The 15,002-nt window shown below is 62.4% G+C and carries 14 protein-coding genes; 11 read left to right on the forward strand and 3 right to left on the reverse strand.

The window, feature by feature from the left end:
- The first annotated feature begins 148 nt into the window (after positions 1–148).
- From P1U48_RS03685 to arfB, 5 genes are all read left to right on the forward strand, one after another.
- Positions 149–1,483, forward strand: a complete 1,335-nt coding sequence (locus P1U48_RS03685; RefSeq protein WP_301067334.1) for an MFS transporter — start codon at positions 149–151, stop codon at positions 1,481–1,483.
- 13 nt (positions 1,484–1,496) lie between these two features.
- Entirely contained in the window at positions 1,497–2,432 is a 936-nt protein-coding gene (mepA, locus tag P1U48_RS03690) for a penicillin-insensitive murein endopeptidase (RefSeq protein WP_301067336.1), read from the forward strand.
- Entirely contained in the window at positions 2,405–3,298 is an 894-nt protein-coding gene (locus P1U48_RS03695; protein WP_301067338.1) for an esterase-like activity of phytase family protein, read from the forward strand. The genes mepA and P1U48_RS03695 overlap by 28 nt, the downstream gene beginning before the upstream one ends.
- Positions 3,299–3,361: 63 nt before the next feature.
- Positions 3,362–3,985, forward strand: coding sequence for a queuosine precursor transporter (locus P1U48_RS03700; RefSeq protein WP_301067341.1), 624 nt, complete (start codon positions 3,362–3,364; stop codon positions 3,983–3,985).
- Positions 3,986–4,251: 266 nt separating this feature from the next.
- Positions 4,252–4,665, forward strand: a complete 414-nt coding sequence (gene arfB / locus P1U48_RS03705) for an alternative ribosome rescue aminoacyl-tRNA hydrolase ArfB (RefSeq protein WP_301067342.1) — start codon at positions 4,252–4,254, stop codon at positions 4,663–4,665.
- Between the two features lie 271 nt (positions 4,666–4,936).
- Here the strand turns inward: arfB and ettA are convergent, their stop codons facing one another.
- Positions 4,937–6,592, reverse strand: coding sequence for an energy-dependent translational throttle protein EttA (gene ettA / locus P1U48_RS03710; protein WP_301067344.1), 1,656 nt, complete (start codon positions 6,590–6,592; stop codon positions 4,937–4,939).
- 209 nt (positions 6,593–6,801) lie between these two features.
- Between ettA and P1U48_RS03715 the strand changes: the two genes are divergently transcribed.
- Both P1U48_RS03715 and dacB read left to right on the forward strand, forming a co-directional pair.
- Positions 6,802–7,416 (forward strand): nicotinate-nucleotide adenylyltransferase, encoded by a 615-nt coding sequence (locus P1U48_RS03715; protein ID WP_301067668.1) that lies wholly within the window; start codon positions 6,802–6,804, stop codon positions 7,414–7,416.
- Positions 7,413–8,939 (forward strand): D-alanyl-D-alanine carboxypeptidase/D-alanyl-D-alanine-endopeptidase, encoded by a 1,527-nt coding sequence (dacB, locus tag P1U48_RS03720; RefSeq protein ID WP_301067347.1) that lies wholly within the window; start codon positions 7,413–7,415, stop codon positions 8,937–8,939. The genes P1U48_RS03715 and dacB overlap by 4 nt, the downstream gene beginning before the upstream one ends.
- Here the strand turns inward: dacB and P1U48_RS03725 are convergent.
- Both P1U48_RS03725 and P1U48_RS03730 read right to left on the reverse strand, forming a co-directional pair.
- Entirely contained in the window at positions 8,933–9,070 is a 138-nt protein-coding gene (locus P1U48_RS03725; protein ID WP_301067350.1) for a hypothetical protein, read from the reverse strand. The two genes, dacB and P1U48_RS03725, sit on opposite strands and share 7 nt — an antisense overlap.
- A 110-nt stretch (positions 9,071–9,180) precedes the next feature.
- Positions 9,181–9,606 carry a tellurite resistance TerB family protein gene (locus P1U48_RS03730; RefSeq protein ID WP_301067353.1) on the reverse strand — a complete coding sequence of 142 codons (426 nt, stop codon included), beginning with the start codon at positions 9,604–9,606 and terminating at the stop codon, positions 9,181–9,183.
- A 111-nt stretch (positions 9,607–9,717) separates the two neighbouring features.
- Here P1U48_RS03730 and P1U48_RS03735 point away from each other — a divergent pair, with 111 nt between their 5' ends.
- The 4 genes from P1U48_RS03735 (at position 9,718) to P1U48_RS03750 (ending at position 15,002) form a co-directional block, all read left to right on the forward strand.
- Entirely contained in the window at positions 9,718–11,292 is a 1,575-nt protein-coding gene (locus tag P1U48_RS03735; protein WP_301067355.1) for a lysine--tRNA ligase, read from the forward strand.
- Between the two features lie 126 nt (positions 11,293–11,418).
- Complete coding sequence (locus P1U48_RS03740; RefSeq protein ID WP_301067357.1) at positions 11,419–12,045, forward strand: CoA pyrophosphatase; 627 nt, start codon at positions 11,419–11,421, stop codon at positions 12,043–12,045.
- 145 nt (positions 12,046–12,190) lie between these two features.
- Positions 12,191–12,592 (forward strand): DUF4864 domain-containing protein, encoded by a 402-nt coding sequence (locus tag P1U48_RS03745; RefSeq protein ID WP_301067359.1) that lies wholly within the window; start codon positions 12,191–12,193, stop codon positions 12,590–12,592.
- Positions 12,593–12,710: 118 nt separating this feature from the next.
- Complete coding sequence (locus tag P1U48_RS03750; protein ID WP_301067361.1) at positions 12,711–15,002, forward strand: glycosyl hydrolase family 28-related protein; 2,292 nt, start codon at positions 12,711–12,713, stop codon at positions 15,000–15,002.

Genomic DNA, 15,002 nt, shown 5'->3' on the forward strand with positions numbered 1-15,002 from the left:
ATGACGGCCGTTGTCATCCGGCAATCCGGTGAAGCCGATAAATTCAGCGTGGGAAATGTTACGATGCGGCCCGGCGGATTGCATTTGCGGCCTTGCCTCATGGCGGTGTTGACGGTCTTATCGCGGCAATCGTTCGGGGGGGGGCGGAATGACAAATCGCAAGCGCATCTGGGGGTGGTTCTTTTTCGATTGGGCCAGTCAGCCTTATAATACGCTGCTGATCACCTTTATCTTTGCGCCCTATGTCAAAGAGCTTATCGGCGACGGGGCCAAGGCCCAGGCGGCTTGGGGGTTCGGCATCGCCGCCGCCGGGTTCTGCATCGCCCTTCTGGCACCGATCCTGGGCGCGATATCGGACGTTTCGGGCAATCGGCTGCGCTGGATCTGGCTGTTTTCGCTGATGTATGTGGTCGGCGCTGCGGCGCTGTGGTGGGCGGCACCGGGCGATTTCGACCTGATCCGAACCTTGTTTTTCTTTGCCATCGGGCTGATCGGGATGGAATTCGCGACGATCTTTACCAATTCGATGCTGCCCGATCTGGGCAGCAAGGAAGAGATCGGACGGATTTCTGGCAGCGGCTGGGCCTTTGGCTATGTCGGCGGGCTGGTGGCGCTGGTGATAATGCTGGCGCTGTTGCAGGAAAATCCTGAAACCGGGCGCACGATGATCGGCATCGAGCCGATCTTCGGCCTTGATCCCGCGGCACGCGAAGGCACCCGCGCCGTCGGGCCGTTGAGTGCGATCTGGTACGCGGTCTTTATGATCCCGTTCTTTCTGTTCGTGCGCGACCCGAAAGTGGCCAAAGCCCCCAAGGGCGCGGTCAAGGCGGCGCTGACCGGGCTGGGCCGGACTCTGGCCGGGTTGCCGAAACGGCGCTCACTCTTTGCCTATCTGGGGTCGTCGATGTTCTATCGCGACGGGCTGAACGGCATGTATACCTTTGGCGGCATCTATGCCTCGGGCGTGCTGGGCTGGTCGATTGTCGATATCGGCGTTTTCGGCATCCTGGCGATTGTCTCCGGTGCCATTTTCGCCTGGATCGGCGGGCACGCGGATGTGCGCTTCGGCCCGAAACCGGTGATCACCCTCTGCATCGTGATCCTGACCCTTGTGGCGATTTCCATCGTGCTGGTGTCGCGTGAGAGCGTCTATTTCATTGCGGTCGGCCCGGAATCCGCATGGCCTGACATCGTGTTCTACGTTCTCGGCGCGCTGATCGGCGCGGCGGGCGGGGTGCTGCAAGCGGCCAGCCGGACGATGATGGTGCGTCAAGCCAATCCAGCCCGGATGACCGAGGCCTTTGGCCTCTATGCGCTGGCGGGCAAGGCGACCTCGTTCCTGGCGCCGCTATCGATCGGCATCGCCACCTCGCTGACCGGCAGTCAATCGTTGGGGGTGACGCCGCTGATCGGGCTTTTCGTTATCGGGTTGATCCTGCTACGCTGGGTCAATCCCGAAAACGCCAAAGCCGATCCGGCGTAGAAAGGCACAAGCCATGGCCCGCCATTTGATCCAAAGTACCATCGCCGCCCTGTTTCTGGCGGCCTGCGGCGGCGGCGGTGACGGTGCCGCGCCGAAACAATCCATCGTCTCTACCCAGCAGGAGATTCCCGCCGCCCTGCGCGGGGTGGCGGCGAAAAAGCTGTTCGGCGGCAAGACCACCGCCGCAGCGATGGCGCCCGCGCCCTATGGATCCTATGCCAAGGGCTGCGTCAGCGGCGCGGTGCAACTGCCCGAAACCGGCGCCACCTGGCAGGCGATGCGGCTGTCGCGCAATCGCAACTGGGGCCATCCGGAAACCGTGGATTTCCTGCAGGACCTCAGCCGCAAGGCGGCGGCGCTGCCGGGCTGGTCCGGCCTTTATATCGGCGATATCTCGCAACCGCGCGGCGGGCCGATGCTGACCGGCCATGCCTCGCATCAACTGGGGCTGGATGCCGATATCTGGATGTTGCCGCCCAAGCGGCTGGATCTGTCGCGGGCTGAGCGGGAAAACCTCTCGTCGATCTCGCTGCGCCGCGCGAACGGCGCCTATACCAACGACAACTGGACGCCGCAGCATATGGCGGTGATGAAGGCCGCCGCCGAGGATCCCCGGGTGGCGCGGATCTTTGTGTTTCCCGGCGCCAAGGTAAAGATGTGCGCCGAGGCAAAGGGTGACCGCAGTTGGCTGAACAAGATCCGGCCCTGGTGGGGGCATCATTACCATTTCCATGTGCGCCTGACCTGTCCGCCGGGCAGCAGGGGCTGTGTCAATCAGGCACCGCCGCCTGCCGGTGATGGCTGCGCGGATGCGCAGCAATGGGTGAACAATATCCTGAACCCGCCGCCACCCGATCCCAATAAACCCAAGGTCAAACCGAAACCGCGCCGGGAACTCACCCTCGCCGATCTGCCCAATCAATGCGTCCAAGTCTTGCAGTCGCGCTGATCGCGGCTTGCCTTTCGCCTGGATACAGCCGGGCGCAACCGGCCGAGCTGGTTGGCACGCTCACGCTGGACGGGGCCGCGCCCGATATTGGCGGGCTGTCCGGGCTGGAGCTGTCCGAGGATGGCAGCGGCATTACCGCCCTGTCGGACCGGGCGATCTTGTTTCGCGGGCAGATCCGGCGTGAGGATGGCCGCCCGGTCGCAGTTACCTTTGAGGCGCCACAGCCGCTGGCCTCGCGCCGCAACGGCCCGCTGGTGTTCCCGTTGAGCGATTCCGAAGGGCTGGCCGTTGCGCCTGATGGTGGCCTCTATGTCTCGTTCGAGCGCATCCACCGGGTGACCCATTACCAGCGGGCCGACGGGCCGGGCGCGCCAATGCCGCCACCGGCGCAATTCGGCCGGTTCCGCTGGAATGGCGGGATGGAGGCGCTGGCGATCGACGCCAATGGCGCGCTGTTCGCCCTGCCCGAAGGGGGCAGCCAGGACCGAAGCCTCCCGGTTTGGCGCTTTGCTGCGGGCTATTGGAACCAGGCGTTCAGCCTGCCGAAACGCGATTCATTCCTGCCGGTGGGCGCCGATTTCGGGCCGGACGGGCTGTTCTACCTGCTGGAGCGCGATTATTCCGTCGCCGGGTTCCGCAGCCGGGTGCGCCGCTTTGACCTGCGCGGCACCGAGGTGGCGGGCGAGGTCACGCTGCTGGAGACCGCCAGCGGCACCCATGACAACCTCGAAGGGATTGCGGTCTGGCGCGATGCCGCGGGGGCGATCCGGTTGACCCTGGTCTCGGATGACAATTTCTGGTTCTTCCTGGCCTCGGAGCTGGTCGAATATGTCCTGCCCCTTGCACCAGAGCGGCAAACCGACTAAACGAGCCCCGTCCCGGTCGGGGCACACAAGTCGCCGCAACCTTGTCTAAAAAACGGGCATCAGATGAACCGCAAATACCTTCCCGGCATTCTTGCCATGGCCGCGATTGTCGTGGCTTCGAACATCCTCGTTCAGTTCCTGTTTGGCCAGTGGCTGACCTGGGGGGCGTTCACCTATCCCTTTGCCTTTCTGGTCACCGATGTGATGAACCGGGTCTATGGCCTGGCCGCCGCGCGTCGGGTGGTGATCGCCGGCTTTGTCACCGGCGTCGCCTGTTCGCTGATCGGCACCCAGATTTCCGGCGAGTTCGGGCCGCTGGTGACGCTGCGGATCGCGCTGGGATCAGGCCTGGCCTTTCTGGTGGCGCAGCTGACGGATGTATTTGTTTTCAACCGCTTGCGCCAGGGCCGCTGGTGGCGGGCGCCGCTGGTGTCGACGCTGATCGGGGCGACGCTCGACACTACGCTGTTTTTCAGCATCGCCTTTGCCGCGACGCTGACCTTTCTGGAGCCGGGCAATGATATCGCCTGGGCCAATGAACCGCTGCCGCTGCTCGGCCTCGGGCCGGTCGTGCCGCTCTGGATGTCGCTGGCGCTGGCGGATTGGAGCGTCAAGCTGACCCTCGCAGTGATGGCTTTGTTACCATTTCGTGTGGTTGTCCGAAAAATGACCGCAAGACCTGCCTGATTTTGTTTGGCGATCCGCGAATTTTGTGAGACGATTCAGATATCGGAAACAAACTGAAAGGAGGTGCTCTAGTGTCTAATGGGACTTTGGAGAGAGGTGTTGGAACAGTTTGGAGGCAGGTCAGCTGAGGCAGCCCTCGGCTGAGTGAAATCCAGATTGGTGGGCAACCTAACCGACCCCACCTCCTTATCTCGACAAGGGCCGTTCCATATTCGGGGCGGCCCTTTCATATTGTCAGCACGCGACAGGCGCAGGGCAAGGCAACCATGCTGAAGATCACCGAGCAGATCAGTATCGAAGACTGGGAACTGACCGAGCAATTCATCCGCGCGTCAGGCCCCGGCGGGCAGAACGTGAACAAGGTGTCCACGGCGGTCGAACTGCGGTTCGAGGCCGAACGCTCGCCGTCGCTGCCCCCGGCGGTCAAGGCACGGCTGAAGCGGCTGGCCGGGCGGCGCTGGACCAAGGAGGGCGCGGTGGTGATCCAGGTCTCCGAGGAACGCTCGCAGGCCCGCAATCGCGACATCGCCCGGGAGCGGCTGGCCGAGCTGGTGCGCAAGGCGACGATGGTGCCGAAACGGCGGGTGCCGACGAAAGTGTCGAAGAACCAGAAGCGCAAGCGGGTGGAGGCCAAGAAGGTGCGCAGCGAGGTGAAGGAAGGGCGGGGGTGGGAGCGGTGAGGGAGATCTCGGAAAGCAGTCAGTGCCGGATGCGCCAGTGTTGTGCTCTTACGAAAGGATCACCGCTGAAGGGCTGGAATCTCTAAGCCCATAACCGTCCATCAAACCGGGGGAACTCCAACTACAGCCATTGGTATGCTATCGCCGGGTGACTTCGAAATAAGACAGCAGAAACTGAACCAGGCAGGTGTCTAGGAAGCTAGGGGCACCTCACTGCGTGACTGGCGCTCAGCGGTCAGGTCACCGCAAGCGCCAGTCCTAAATCAGCGGATCAGCGGGTAAACTTCTTGTATTTCACCCGCTTGGGTTCCATTGCATCGGGCCCCAGGCGTCGCATTTTGTCTTCTTCGTAATCTTCGAAGTTGCCTTCGAACCATTCGACATGGGCGTCGCCCTCGAAGGCCAGCATATGGGTGCAGATCCGGTCGAGGAAGAAGCGGTCGTGCGAAATCACCACCGCGCAGCCTGCGAAATCGACCAGTGCGTCTTCGAGTGCGCGCAGGGTTTCGACGTCGAGGTCATTGGTCGGTTCATCAAGCAGCAGCACATTGCCGCCGTCCTTCAGGAGCCGCGCCATATGGACCCGGTTGCGCTCACCGCCCGAGAGCAGCAAGACTTTTTTCTGCTGGTCTGAGCCTTTGAAGTTGAACGCGCCGCAATAGGCGCGCGAGTTGATCTCGGCATCGCCAAGCTTGATGATCTCGGCGCCGCCGGAAATCGCCTGCCAGACGTTGTCATCGGGGCTGAGGTCGTCGCGGGACTGATCGACATAGGACAGTTTGACCGTATTGCCGATGGTGACGCTGCCGGAATCAGGCTGTTCCTGGCCGGTGATCATCTTGAACAGGGTGGATTTTCCGGCGCCGTTGGGGCCAATCACCCCGACGATGCCGCCGGGCGGGATCGAGAACGACAGGTTCTCGATCAACAGCTTGTCGCCCATCGCCTTGCTCAGATTCTCGACCTCGATCACCTTGCCGCCGAGGCGTGGCCCATGCGGAATCACGATCTGTGCCTTGCCGACGCGTTCGCGCAGCGATTCATCGGCCATCTTTTCATAGGACTGGATCCGCGCCTTGGATTTCGCCTGCCGGGCCTTGGCCCCCTGGCGCATCCATTCCAGTTCGCGTTCCAGCGTCTTTTGCTTGGCCTTGTCCTCGCGGGCTTCGTGCAGCAGGCGCTTGGCCTTTTGTTCGACCCAGGCAGAATAATTGCCCTCGTAGGGAATGCCACGGCCACGGTCGAGCTCTAGGATCCAGCTGGTGATGTCATCCAGGAAATAGCGGTCATGGGTGACGATCAGGATGGTGCCCTTGTAGTCGATCAGGTGCTGTTGCAGCCAGGCGATGGTTTCGGCATCCAGGTGGTTGGTCGGTTCGTCGAGCAGCAGCATATCCGGCTCTTCGAGCAGCAGTTTGCAGAGCGCGACCCGGCGTTTTTCGCCGCCCGAGAGGGTGGTGACATCGGCGTCATCCGGCGGGCAGCGCAGCGCCTCGAGCGAGATGTCGATCTGGCTGTCCAGATCCCAGAGGTTCTGCGCGTCGATCTCGTCCTGAAGCTTGGCCATTTCCTCGGCGGTCTCATCCGAGTAGTTCATCGCCAGGTCGTTGTAGCGGTCGAGGATCGCCTTTTTGTCGGCCACGCCCAGCATCACATTGCCGCGCACGTCGAGGTTTGGATCAAGGTCGGGCTCCTGCGGCAGATAGCCGACCTTGGCGCCTTCGGCATGCCAGGCTTCGCCCTGAAAATCCTTGTCCCAGCCGGCCATGATCTTCAACAGGGTCGATTTGCCCGCGCCATTGACCCCGACAACGCCGATCTTCACCCCCGGCAGGAAATTCAAATGGATGTTCTCGAAGCATTTCTTGCCGCCGGGATAGGTCTTGGAGACCCCGGACATGTGGTAGACATATTGATACGAGGCCATCATTTCCCTCCTGGTTCGCAAGGCAGCTAGATACGCGCGATGCCCGGCAGGGACAATCACCCAAGGGGAGATTTCCGGGCGCTGCGACCTAGGGCTCGATTGTTTCCATTTTGGAGACAACTTGGGGATTGTTTCTGATTGTCGCCAAGTGGGCGTATGATCGTCTGCGCCCCTTTCCCAAGGTGGTGGCGTTGCGATACATCCGTTTCATGCGCTCTGGTTTTCCAAATGTTCGGGCCGGTCAGGTGGTTGGGCTGTTGGGTGGATCCTTTGATCCGGCCCATGATGGTCATGCGATGATCACCCGTGAAGCGCTGAAGCGGTTCCGGCTGGATCAGGTCTGGTGGCTGGTCAGCCCCGGCAATCCGCTGAAGGCCCGGCAACCCGCGCCGATGGCGGATCGGCTGCAGCGGGCGCGAGCGGTGATGGACCATCCCAAGGTTCGCGTTACCGATATCGAGGCGCGGCTCGGCACCCGCTATACCGCGCGCAGCTTGCGGGCTTTGATCGCGCGCTATCCCGGGGTGCGCTTTGTCTGGCTGATGGGGGCGGACAATCTGGGACAGTTTGACCAATGGCAGGAATGGCGCTGGATCATGGATCATGTCCCGGTCGGGGTTCTGGCGCGTCCACAGCAACGGATTTCCGCCCGGATGTCCAAGGCGGCGCGGATTTATCACGCGGCCCGTCTGCCATCGCGGCATTCCAGCGTGTTGGCGGATCATTCCGCCCCGGCCTGGTGTTTTGTGAATGTGCCGATGGTGGCGTTGTCGTCGACCGAATTGCGGCGCAAGGGAAACTGGGTGGCGGAGCCTGCGAAATGAAATCAACGGGGTTGAAACCCGGGGCGCTGACCCGACGGCTGTTTCTGGGCACCGGTCTTGCGGCTTTGGCCGCGCCGGTCTGGGCCGAGGTCCCGGCGCGGTCACTGCGCCCGGTGCTGCGTCCGGCCAATCTGGGCCAGCCAAGGGTGGATGCGGCCGCCGATCTGGTCCAGCGGGCCAAGCTGGGAATCCCGGTCGTCTTTGCGGTGGCGGATGCGACCAGCGGCAAGATGCTGGAAACCGGCGACGGAGCGCTGGCGGTGCCGCCCGCCAGCGTCGCCAAGACCCTGACCACGCTATATGCGCTGGACACGCTCGGCCCGGGGTTCCGCTTCGACACCCGACTGCTGGCGACCGGGCCGATCAGCAATGGCCGGATCGCCGGCGATCTGGTGCTGGCGGGGGGGGGGGATCCGACCCTCGACACCAATGCCCTGGCGGAAATGGCGGCGGCGCTGAAACAGGCCGGGGTGCGCGAAGTGGCGGGCCGGTTCCTGGTCTGGGGGGGGGGCTTGCCGCATATCGCCACCATCGACCGGGACCAGCCCGATCATGTCGGCTATAGCCCGGCGCTGTCCGGGTTGAACCTGAATTTCAACCGGGTGCATTTCGAATGGCGCCGGGTGTCAGGCAAATGGGCGGTCAGCATGGATGCGCGATCCGCCCCGTATCGCCCGGATGTGACCGTCGCCCGGATGCAGGTCGTTGATCGGCAAGTGCCGGTCTACACCTATGCCGACAGTGACGGGCGCGACAATTGGACGGTCGCCGAGGCGGCTTTGGGCAAGGGCGGGGCGCGTTGGCTGCCGGTGCGCAAGCCCGAGATCTATGCCGGTGAGGTGTTTCAGACCCTGGCGGGCAGCCATGGTATCCGGCTGAAAGCACCGGTGCTGAGCCATAGCGCACCGCAAGGCGAGATTCTGGTCAGCCATCAGAGCCGGCCGCTGACCGAAATTCTGACCGCGATGCTGAAATATTCGACCAATCTGACCGCTGAAATCATCGGCTTGCGCGCCAGCCTGCAGCGCGGCGGCACGATCACCAGCCTGGCCGGGTCGGCGGCGATGATGAACGCCTGGCTGGCCGCGGAATATGGTATCTCAGATATCCGGCTGGTCGACCATTCCGGTCTGGGCGGCGCCAGCCGGGTCTCGGCGGCGGCGATGGTCGGCGCGCTGACCGCCCCGGGCGTGCAACAGCGTCTGCGACCATTGCTGAAACCGGTGGTGCTGCGCGATAGAAATCGGAAACCCGACAAACATCATCCGATCAAGGTCGCGGCCAAGACCGGCACATTGAATTTCGTCAGCGGGTTGGCAGGGTTCATGACCGGCGCTGATGGGACCGATCTGGCCTTTGCGATCTTTGCCGCCGACACAGGGCGCCGAGAGGCCCTGGGCGAAGATGAGCGCGAGCGCCCGCCGGGGGCGCGATCCTGGAACGGCCGGGCCAAGACCTTGCAACAGGCCCTGATCGAACGCTGGGGCGCTTTGTTTGCCAACGGGCCGGTGTCCGGTCAGTAGTGATGCCCGAGGCTGTGGGTGCCGAGCTGGACGATCTGTTGTTGGCCTTTGCTTGTGTCGGCCAGGGTGCCGAGAACCGGCAGCAGGCAGAGCATCAGGGTGGCGAAAATCAGGAAATGTGAACGTTTCATCGGATCAGTATCCATAAGGCTATGATCTCAATGTGGGGTGGCTGTGCGATTCCGCCTATTCCGGTATTCCAGACCTAGCGAGATCTCGCCGAGCCCTGGGCAAGTTTCCGCTATGGGCGGATATGGCGGGCGCGGGCGCCGCGTTCGATCGCGGCGGCATGCAGCCGGTCGATATCCAGCTCATAGCGGATTTCTTCGAGCAGGCGCAGCTCGGCCTCGCGCAGGGTGCCATCAGCGGCGGCCACGTCACAGGCCAGGGCATAGGCGGTTTCAAACAGCCGCTCTGGCAGGTTGTCACGGATCAGCCCAAACAGGGCGTCGAGCCCGTCCTCTTCGGAAAACAGGTCAAACACGATTTGCGACAGGGTTTTCACCCGATCCAGGTCGAAGGTGGCAAAGATCGGCAACGTGTTGACGTTGTTTTCGATCTTCACAAGCTCCATGGTCCGCACATCGGCGTCAGAGACCGACACCGCGATCATCAGGGCGACCAGGCAATCCTGCGGGGTCAGGGCGTTGGGAACGGGTTCGGACATCTGTATCCTCGATCATGTGGTGCGGTGCAGATTATTGACCCGGCCGGGCCCGGGCAATAGGAAGCGGCCTTGTCCCGCCGATCAATCGGCGGTCGCTAAAGGAGTGTAGCAATGACTGATCTGCGCGAAACCGCGATGAATTCGAAGGCCTGGCCCTTTGAAGAGGCGCGGGCGTTGCTCAAACGCTACGAAAAGGCGCCGCCGGAAAAGGGCTATGTACTGTTCGAAACCGGCTATGGTCCTTCGGGCCTGCCGCATATCGGCACCTTTGGCGAGGTGGCGCGCACCACGATGATCCGCCGTGCCTTTGAGGTGCTTTCGGACATCCCGACCCGGCTGATCTGTTTCAGCGACGATATGGATGGGATGCGCAAGGTGCCGGACAATGTGCCGAACCCGGAAATGCTGCGCGAGCATTTGCAGAAACCGCTGACCAAGGTGCCGGACCCGTTCGAGGAATTCGAAAGCTTCGGCCATCACAACAACGCGATGCTGCGCCGGTTCCTCGATACCTTCGGCTTTGAATATGAATTCATCAGCGCCACCGAATATTATGCGACCGGCAAGCTTGACGCGGTGCTGAAACTGGCTTGTGAACGCTATGATCAAGTGATGAAGGTGATGCTGAAATCGCTGCGCGAGGAGCGTCAGCAGACCTATTCGATCTTTCTGCCGATCCACCCGGAAACCGGTCGGGTGCTCTATGTGCCGATGAAATCGGTGAACCCGACGGATCACACCATCACCTTTGACGATGCCGAGGGGCGGGAGTGGACGCTGCCGGTGACCGGCGGCAATGTGAAATTGCAGTGGAAACCGGATTTCGGGGCGCGCTGGGCAGCGCTGGATGTCGATTTCGAGATGTATGGCAAGGATCACTCCACCAACACCCCGATCTATGACCGGATTTGCGAGATTCTGGGCGGGCGCAAGCCGAACCATTTCTCATACGAGCTGTTCCTCGACGAGAATGGGCAGAAGATTTCGAAATCCTCGGGCAACGGGATTTCGATCGACGAATGGCTGACCTATGCCAGTTCGGAAAGCCTGGCCTATTTCATGTTCCAGAAGCCGAAGACCGCCAAGCGGATGTATTTCGACGTCATCCCCAAGATGATGGACGAATACCACCAGCAATTGCGCGCCTATGCCGGGCAGGATGCGACGCAGCGGCTGGCCAATCCGGTGTTTCATATCCACGGCCACAACGTGCCGGCCTCGGACATGGTGGTGCCGTTCTCGATGTTGTTGAACCTGGCCAGCGTCGCCAGCGCCGAGGACAAGGACACGCTGTGGGGCTTTATCCGTCGCTATGCGCCGGAAGCCAGCCCGCTGACCCATCCGGGTCTGGACGCGGCGGCGGGCTATGCGGTGCGCTATTACAACGATTTCGTGAAGCCGCATAAGGTCTATCGGATGCCCAGCGATGTCGAGCGGTTGGCACTGGTCGAATTGCGTGACGCCCTGAAGGATTGGGGCGGGCCGATGGATGCCGAAGAATTGCAAAACCTGGTGTTCTCGGTTGGGCGCGACCGGTTCGATCCGCTGCGCGACTGGTTCAAGGCACTCTACGAGGTGCTGCTGGGGGCCAGTCAGGGCCCGCGCTTTGGTGGCTTCATCGCGCTATACGGCGTGATCGAGACGGTGGCGCTGATCGATCAGGCGCTGGCGGGCGACCTCGTCTGATCAAGGGGCAGCTGGCGGCTTTGCCAAGTGGCTGGATTGTACCGTCCAAGACTTGGCCTTGCCCAGCGGCAGGGCTAATGTCGGGAGCAGGCCGAGGAATGGCCCGGTGACAGGACAATCAAACCCATGCCGCTTACGTTTTCCGACCCCCTGCGCGATACGATTCGCACCCGGCTGGAGAGTTTTCCCCGCTATGTCAGCCAACGCGACGATCTGCGCCGCGCCGCGGTCTGTCTGGCCTTGACCGATATGCCGGATGGCGGGGCCGGGCTGGTGCTGACCTTTCGTGCCGCGCGGATGTCCTCCCATTCCAACCAGTTTGCCCTGCCCGGCGGGCGGATCGATCCCGGCGAGACCGAGGTCGAGGCCGCCCGGCGCGAGATGGACGAAGAGCTGGGCTATCTGCTGCCTGAGGAGTCTCTGCTGGGGCTGCTCGATGACTACGAGACCCGGTCGGGTTATATCATCACGCCAGTGGTGTTCTGGGCCGAGCCAGGGATATCGGGCGGCTTCGTTCCCAATCCGGGTGAGGTGGCCAAGGTGTTTACGGTTTCGCTGGGAGAACTCACCGATCCCGAGCTGCTGAGCTTTGTCACCATCCCGGAAAGCGACCGCCCGGTGATCCGGATCAGCCTGGTCGAGTCCTATATCCATGCGCCGACCGCGGCCCTGATGCATCAGTTGGGTGAGCTGGTGTGCGGTCGGGAAACCCGGGTCAACGATTACGAAGAACCGGTTTTCGCCTGGCGCTGATTGCCGATGTGGCGCAGGGGGGCTGTCTGCCCCCCGCTCGGGCCTTGCCCGAGCCCCCCCGAGAATATTTTTGGCAAGATGAAGCCGGACTATGAAACCATGTCGCCTGTGCTGACGTATCTGGAGCAGCAAGGGAGGACAGGCCATGCGGCAGTTGATGGGGCTTATCGCGGTAATGATCGGGCTGGCGGCGCCGGCGTCGGGCCAGAGCGCGGCGATCCAATCAGTGATCAGCGCGCAGATCGCGGATTTTCAGGCCGACGATTTCGATGCGGCCTTTGAACATGCCAGTCGCCGGATTCAGGGCTGGTTCGTCACGCCGCAGAATTTCGGCGCGATGGTGCGTCAGGCCTATCCGATGGTGCACCGCCCGCGCGAGTTTCGGTTCCTCGATCTGCAGGCGCGTGAGGCCGGGCTGAACCAGATTGTCGCGATCACAGATGCCAGCGGCCACAGCTTTTTGCTGCGTTATGAGATGATCGTCAGCGACCGGGGCTGGAAGATCGATGGCGTCTATATTCTGCCGCCGCAAGACCTGGCCACCTGAACCGCAGATGCCGGGCAGGGCCGGACACCGTCACGGTGCTCTGAGATCGTGTTAAGGCGGCGCTGTTAGCTCCCGTTCCCCAAACGCCCGGCTGTGGGCCATCTGGAAGGGGAATTCGATGAACAAGGCGATCACCGACGGAATCGTGTTTATGCCACCGGCGTTTTCGGGGGGGCTGGCGGTCTGGTCCAAGGGTGACGGCACCCCGGGGTCGGACACATATGCAGGCGACCCGGGGGCCGCCTATGTTCCGGCGGATGCGGATTTTGCTGGCTGTCTGGAGCTGCTGAAGGGCACCAGCACCCAGAAGCTGCGCTATATGGGCGAGACCCCGATCCTGCCCGGCTGCTACCTGCGGATCAGCGCCCGGGTCAAGGCGATGAGTGGCAACCTGCCCAATGTGCGCATCGCAGGATGGGCGGGCGGTGCGGGCGACGTGCATGTGGCCGGGTTGACCGAGGTCGGGCCGAGCGTGACCCTGACCCAATATGGTGAGGTGGTCGAGATCAGCGCGATTGTCGGCAGCGGCGACCGGCAGGGCGTCGATATGGTCTGGGGCAATGCCCCGCTCTATGGCCATTTCGGGCTGGACCTGACCGGCGCCAACGGCGGTGTGGTGCGGATCGACGATATCACCATCGAGGATGTCACCGAGGTGTTCCTGCGCACGATGCTGCCTTGGGTGGATGTGCGCGACTACGGCGCCAAGGGTGACGGGTCGAGCAATGACCTGGCGGCGTTCCAGGCGGCGGATGCGACGGCGAACGGGCGGTTGGTGATGGTCTCCGAGGGGAGCTATTTCCTCGGCGGCAGCCTGACCATGGAAAGCCGGGTGCAGTTTGAGGGGACTGTCAGCATGGCCACCGCCTCGATCCTGTCGCTGACCCGGAATTTCGACCTGCCGAGCTATATCGATGCCTTTGGCGATGAAGAACTGGCCTTCAAGAAGGCGTTTCAATCGCTGTTGAACGACAGCCAGCACGAAAGTCTGGACATGGGCGGGCGGCGGATCACCGTCACCGGCCCGATCGACATGGCGGCGGCTGTGGCCAATAAATCCACCTTTTCGACCCGGCGCCATATCGCCAACGGCCAGTTCGACGTGGCGGACTCGAGCAATTGGGATGATGTGGTCTCCACCTCGCAGGCCAGCTATTCGCCGTCCAACGCGCTGAAACTGACCGGGGTGGTTAATGTCGCCAATGTGCGGGTCGGATCGCTGGTCACTGGCAATGGGGTGGGTCGTGAGGTCTATGTCCGGGACCGGAACATCGGCGCGCAGGAGATCACCCTGTCGGCGCCGCTCTACGATGCGGCGGGCACCCAGACCTATACCTTTACCCGGTTCCAATATCTGCTCGATTTCAGCGGCTTTGACGATTTCGACAAATTCTCGATGTCGGATATCGAGTTTCGCCTGAACGGGCGGTGTTCGGGGATCCTGCTGGCGCCCTCGGGGCTGATCTTTCACCTGCGCGACTGCGTGATGAACAAGCCGAAGGATCGCGGGCTGACCAGCCATGGCGAGGGCTGTCAGGGGATGCTGATCGACCGCTGCCAGTTCCTGTCGGACGAGGGCGGGGTGCTGAGCCCGAACCGGGTGTCGGTGGCGCTGAACGCCAATGCCAATGATGTGAAGCTGCGCGACAACCGCATTGTCCAGTTCCGCCATTTTGCGGTCCTGGCCGGGACCGGTACGATCATCACCGGCAATCACTGGTTCCAGGGCGATGACGCCAACAACGCGGTGCGTCTGGCGGGGCTGGTCCTGACCCATCCGAATACAAGGGCGACGATCAATGGCAATTATGTCGACAATTGCTTTATCGAATGGGCGAACGAGCATGATGCCAGCCCGGCGTTCAACAGCGAGTTCTCATTCTCGGGCCTGAGCATCACCGACAATATTTTCTTGTGTTCGGATGTGGCGCCCTGGTTCACCTTCATCGTGGTCAAGCCGCATGGCACCGGGCATTTCCTGAACGGGCTGGCGGTGACCGGCAATATTTTTCGCACCATCCATGGCCTGATCGACCGGGTGGAATCCGTCGACACCAGCTTTGCCGATTTGGATTATGACCGCTGCAGGAACGTGACCTTCAGCGACAACATGTTCAACAATGTCAGCGTCGGGGCGTCGAATCCGCTGATCCTGCGCCATGACGAGGCGACGGAGGCGGCGACTTGGGACGTCGAATGCGCCCCGAACCTGCCGTTTGGTGGCTGGGCGCAGACGGTGGAAAGCCTGGTCGCCAATGGCAAGATCACCCGCGCCAACAACACCGCGCATTGGGGGATGCCCTATGTGAAGGTGAAGGAGGGCGCGGCCAAGACCCAGGTGACGCTGAACTGGGAAGAGCCGGTCAAGGGCACCGCCACGGTGATCGTGCGGATGGATGACACGGTCTGA

This window comes from Pseudooceanicola sp., from assembly GCF_029213205.1.
GTDB lineage: Bacteria > Pseudomonadota > Alphaproteobacteria > Rhodobacterales > Rhodobacteraceae > Pseudooceanicola.

Excerpts from the sequence above, each read along its gene's own strand:
- P1U48_RS03685 (WP_301067334.1), top strand. The coding sequence starts at position 149 with ATGACAAATCGCAAGCGCATCTGGGGGTGGTTCTTTTTCGATTGGGCC.
- mepA (WP_301067336.1), top strand. The coding sequence starts at position 1,497 with ATGGCCCGCCATTTGATCCAAAGTACCATCGCCGCCCTGTTTCTGGCG.
- P1U48_RS03695 (WP_301067338.1), top strand. The coding sequence starts at position 2,405 with ATGCGTCCAAGTCTTGCAGTCGCGCTGATCGCGGCTTGCCTTTCGCCT.
- P1U48_RS03700 (WP_301067341.1), top strand. The coding sequence starts at position 3,362 with ATGAACCGCAAATACCTTCCCGGCATTCTTGCCATGGCCGCGATTGTC.
- arfB (WP_301067342.1), top strand. The coding sequence starts at position 4,252 with ATGCTGAAGATCACCGAGCAGATCAGTATCGAAGACTGGGAACTGACC.
- ettA (WP_301067344.1), bottom strand. The coding sequence starts at position 6,592 with ATGGCCTCGTATCAATATGTCTACCACATGTCCGGGGTCTCCAAGACC.
- P1U48_RS03715 (WP_301067668.1), top strand. The coding sequence starts at position 6,802 with ATGCGCTCTGGTTTTCCAAATGTTCGGGCCGGTCAGGTGGTTGGGCTG.
- dacB (WP_301067347.1), top strand. The coding sequence starts at position 7,413 with ATGAAATCAACGGGGTTGAAACCCGGGGCGCTGACCCGACGGCTGTTT.
- P1U48_RS03725 (WP_301067350.1), bottom strand. The coding sequence starts at position 9,070 with ATGAAACGTTCACATTTCCTGATTTTCGCCACCCTGATGCTCTGCCTG.
- P1U48_RS03730 (WP_301067353.1), bottom strand. The coding sequence starts at position 9,606 with ATGTCCGAACCCGTTCCCAACGCCCTGACCCCGCAGGATTGCCTGGTC.
- P1U48_RS03735 (WP_301067355.1), top strand. The coding sequence starts at position 9,718 with ATGACTGATCTGCGCGAAACCGCGATGAATTCGAAGGCCTGGCCCTTT.
- P1U48_RS03740 (WP_301067357.1), top strand. The coding sequence starts at position 11,419 with ATGCCGCTTACGTTTTCCGACCCCCTGCGCGATACGATTCGCACCCGG.
- P1U48_RS03745 (WP_301067359.1), top strand. The coding sequence starts at position 12,191 with ATGCGGCAGTTGATGGGGCTTATCGCGGTAATGATCGGGCTGGCGGCG.
- P1U48_RS03750 (WP_301067361.1), top strand. The coding sequence starts at position 12,711 with ATGAACAAGGCGATCACCGACGGAATCGTGTTTATGCCACCGGCGTTT.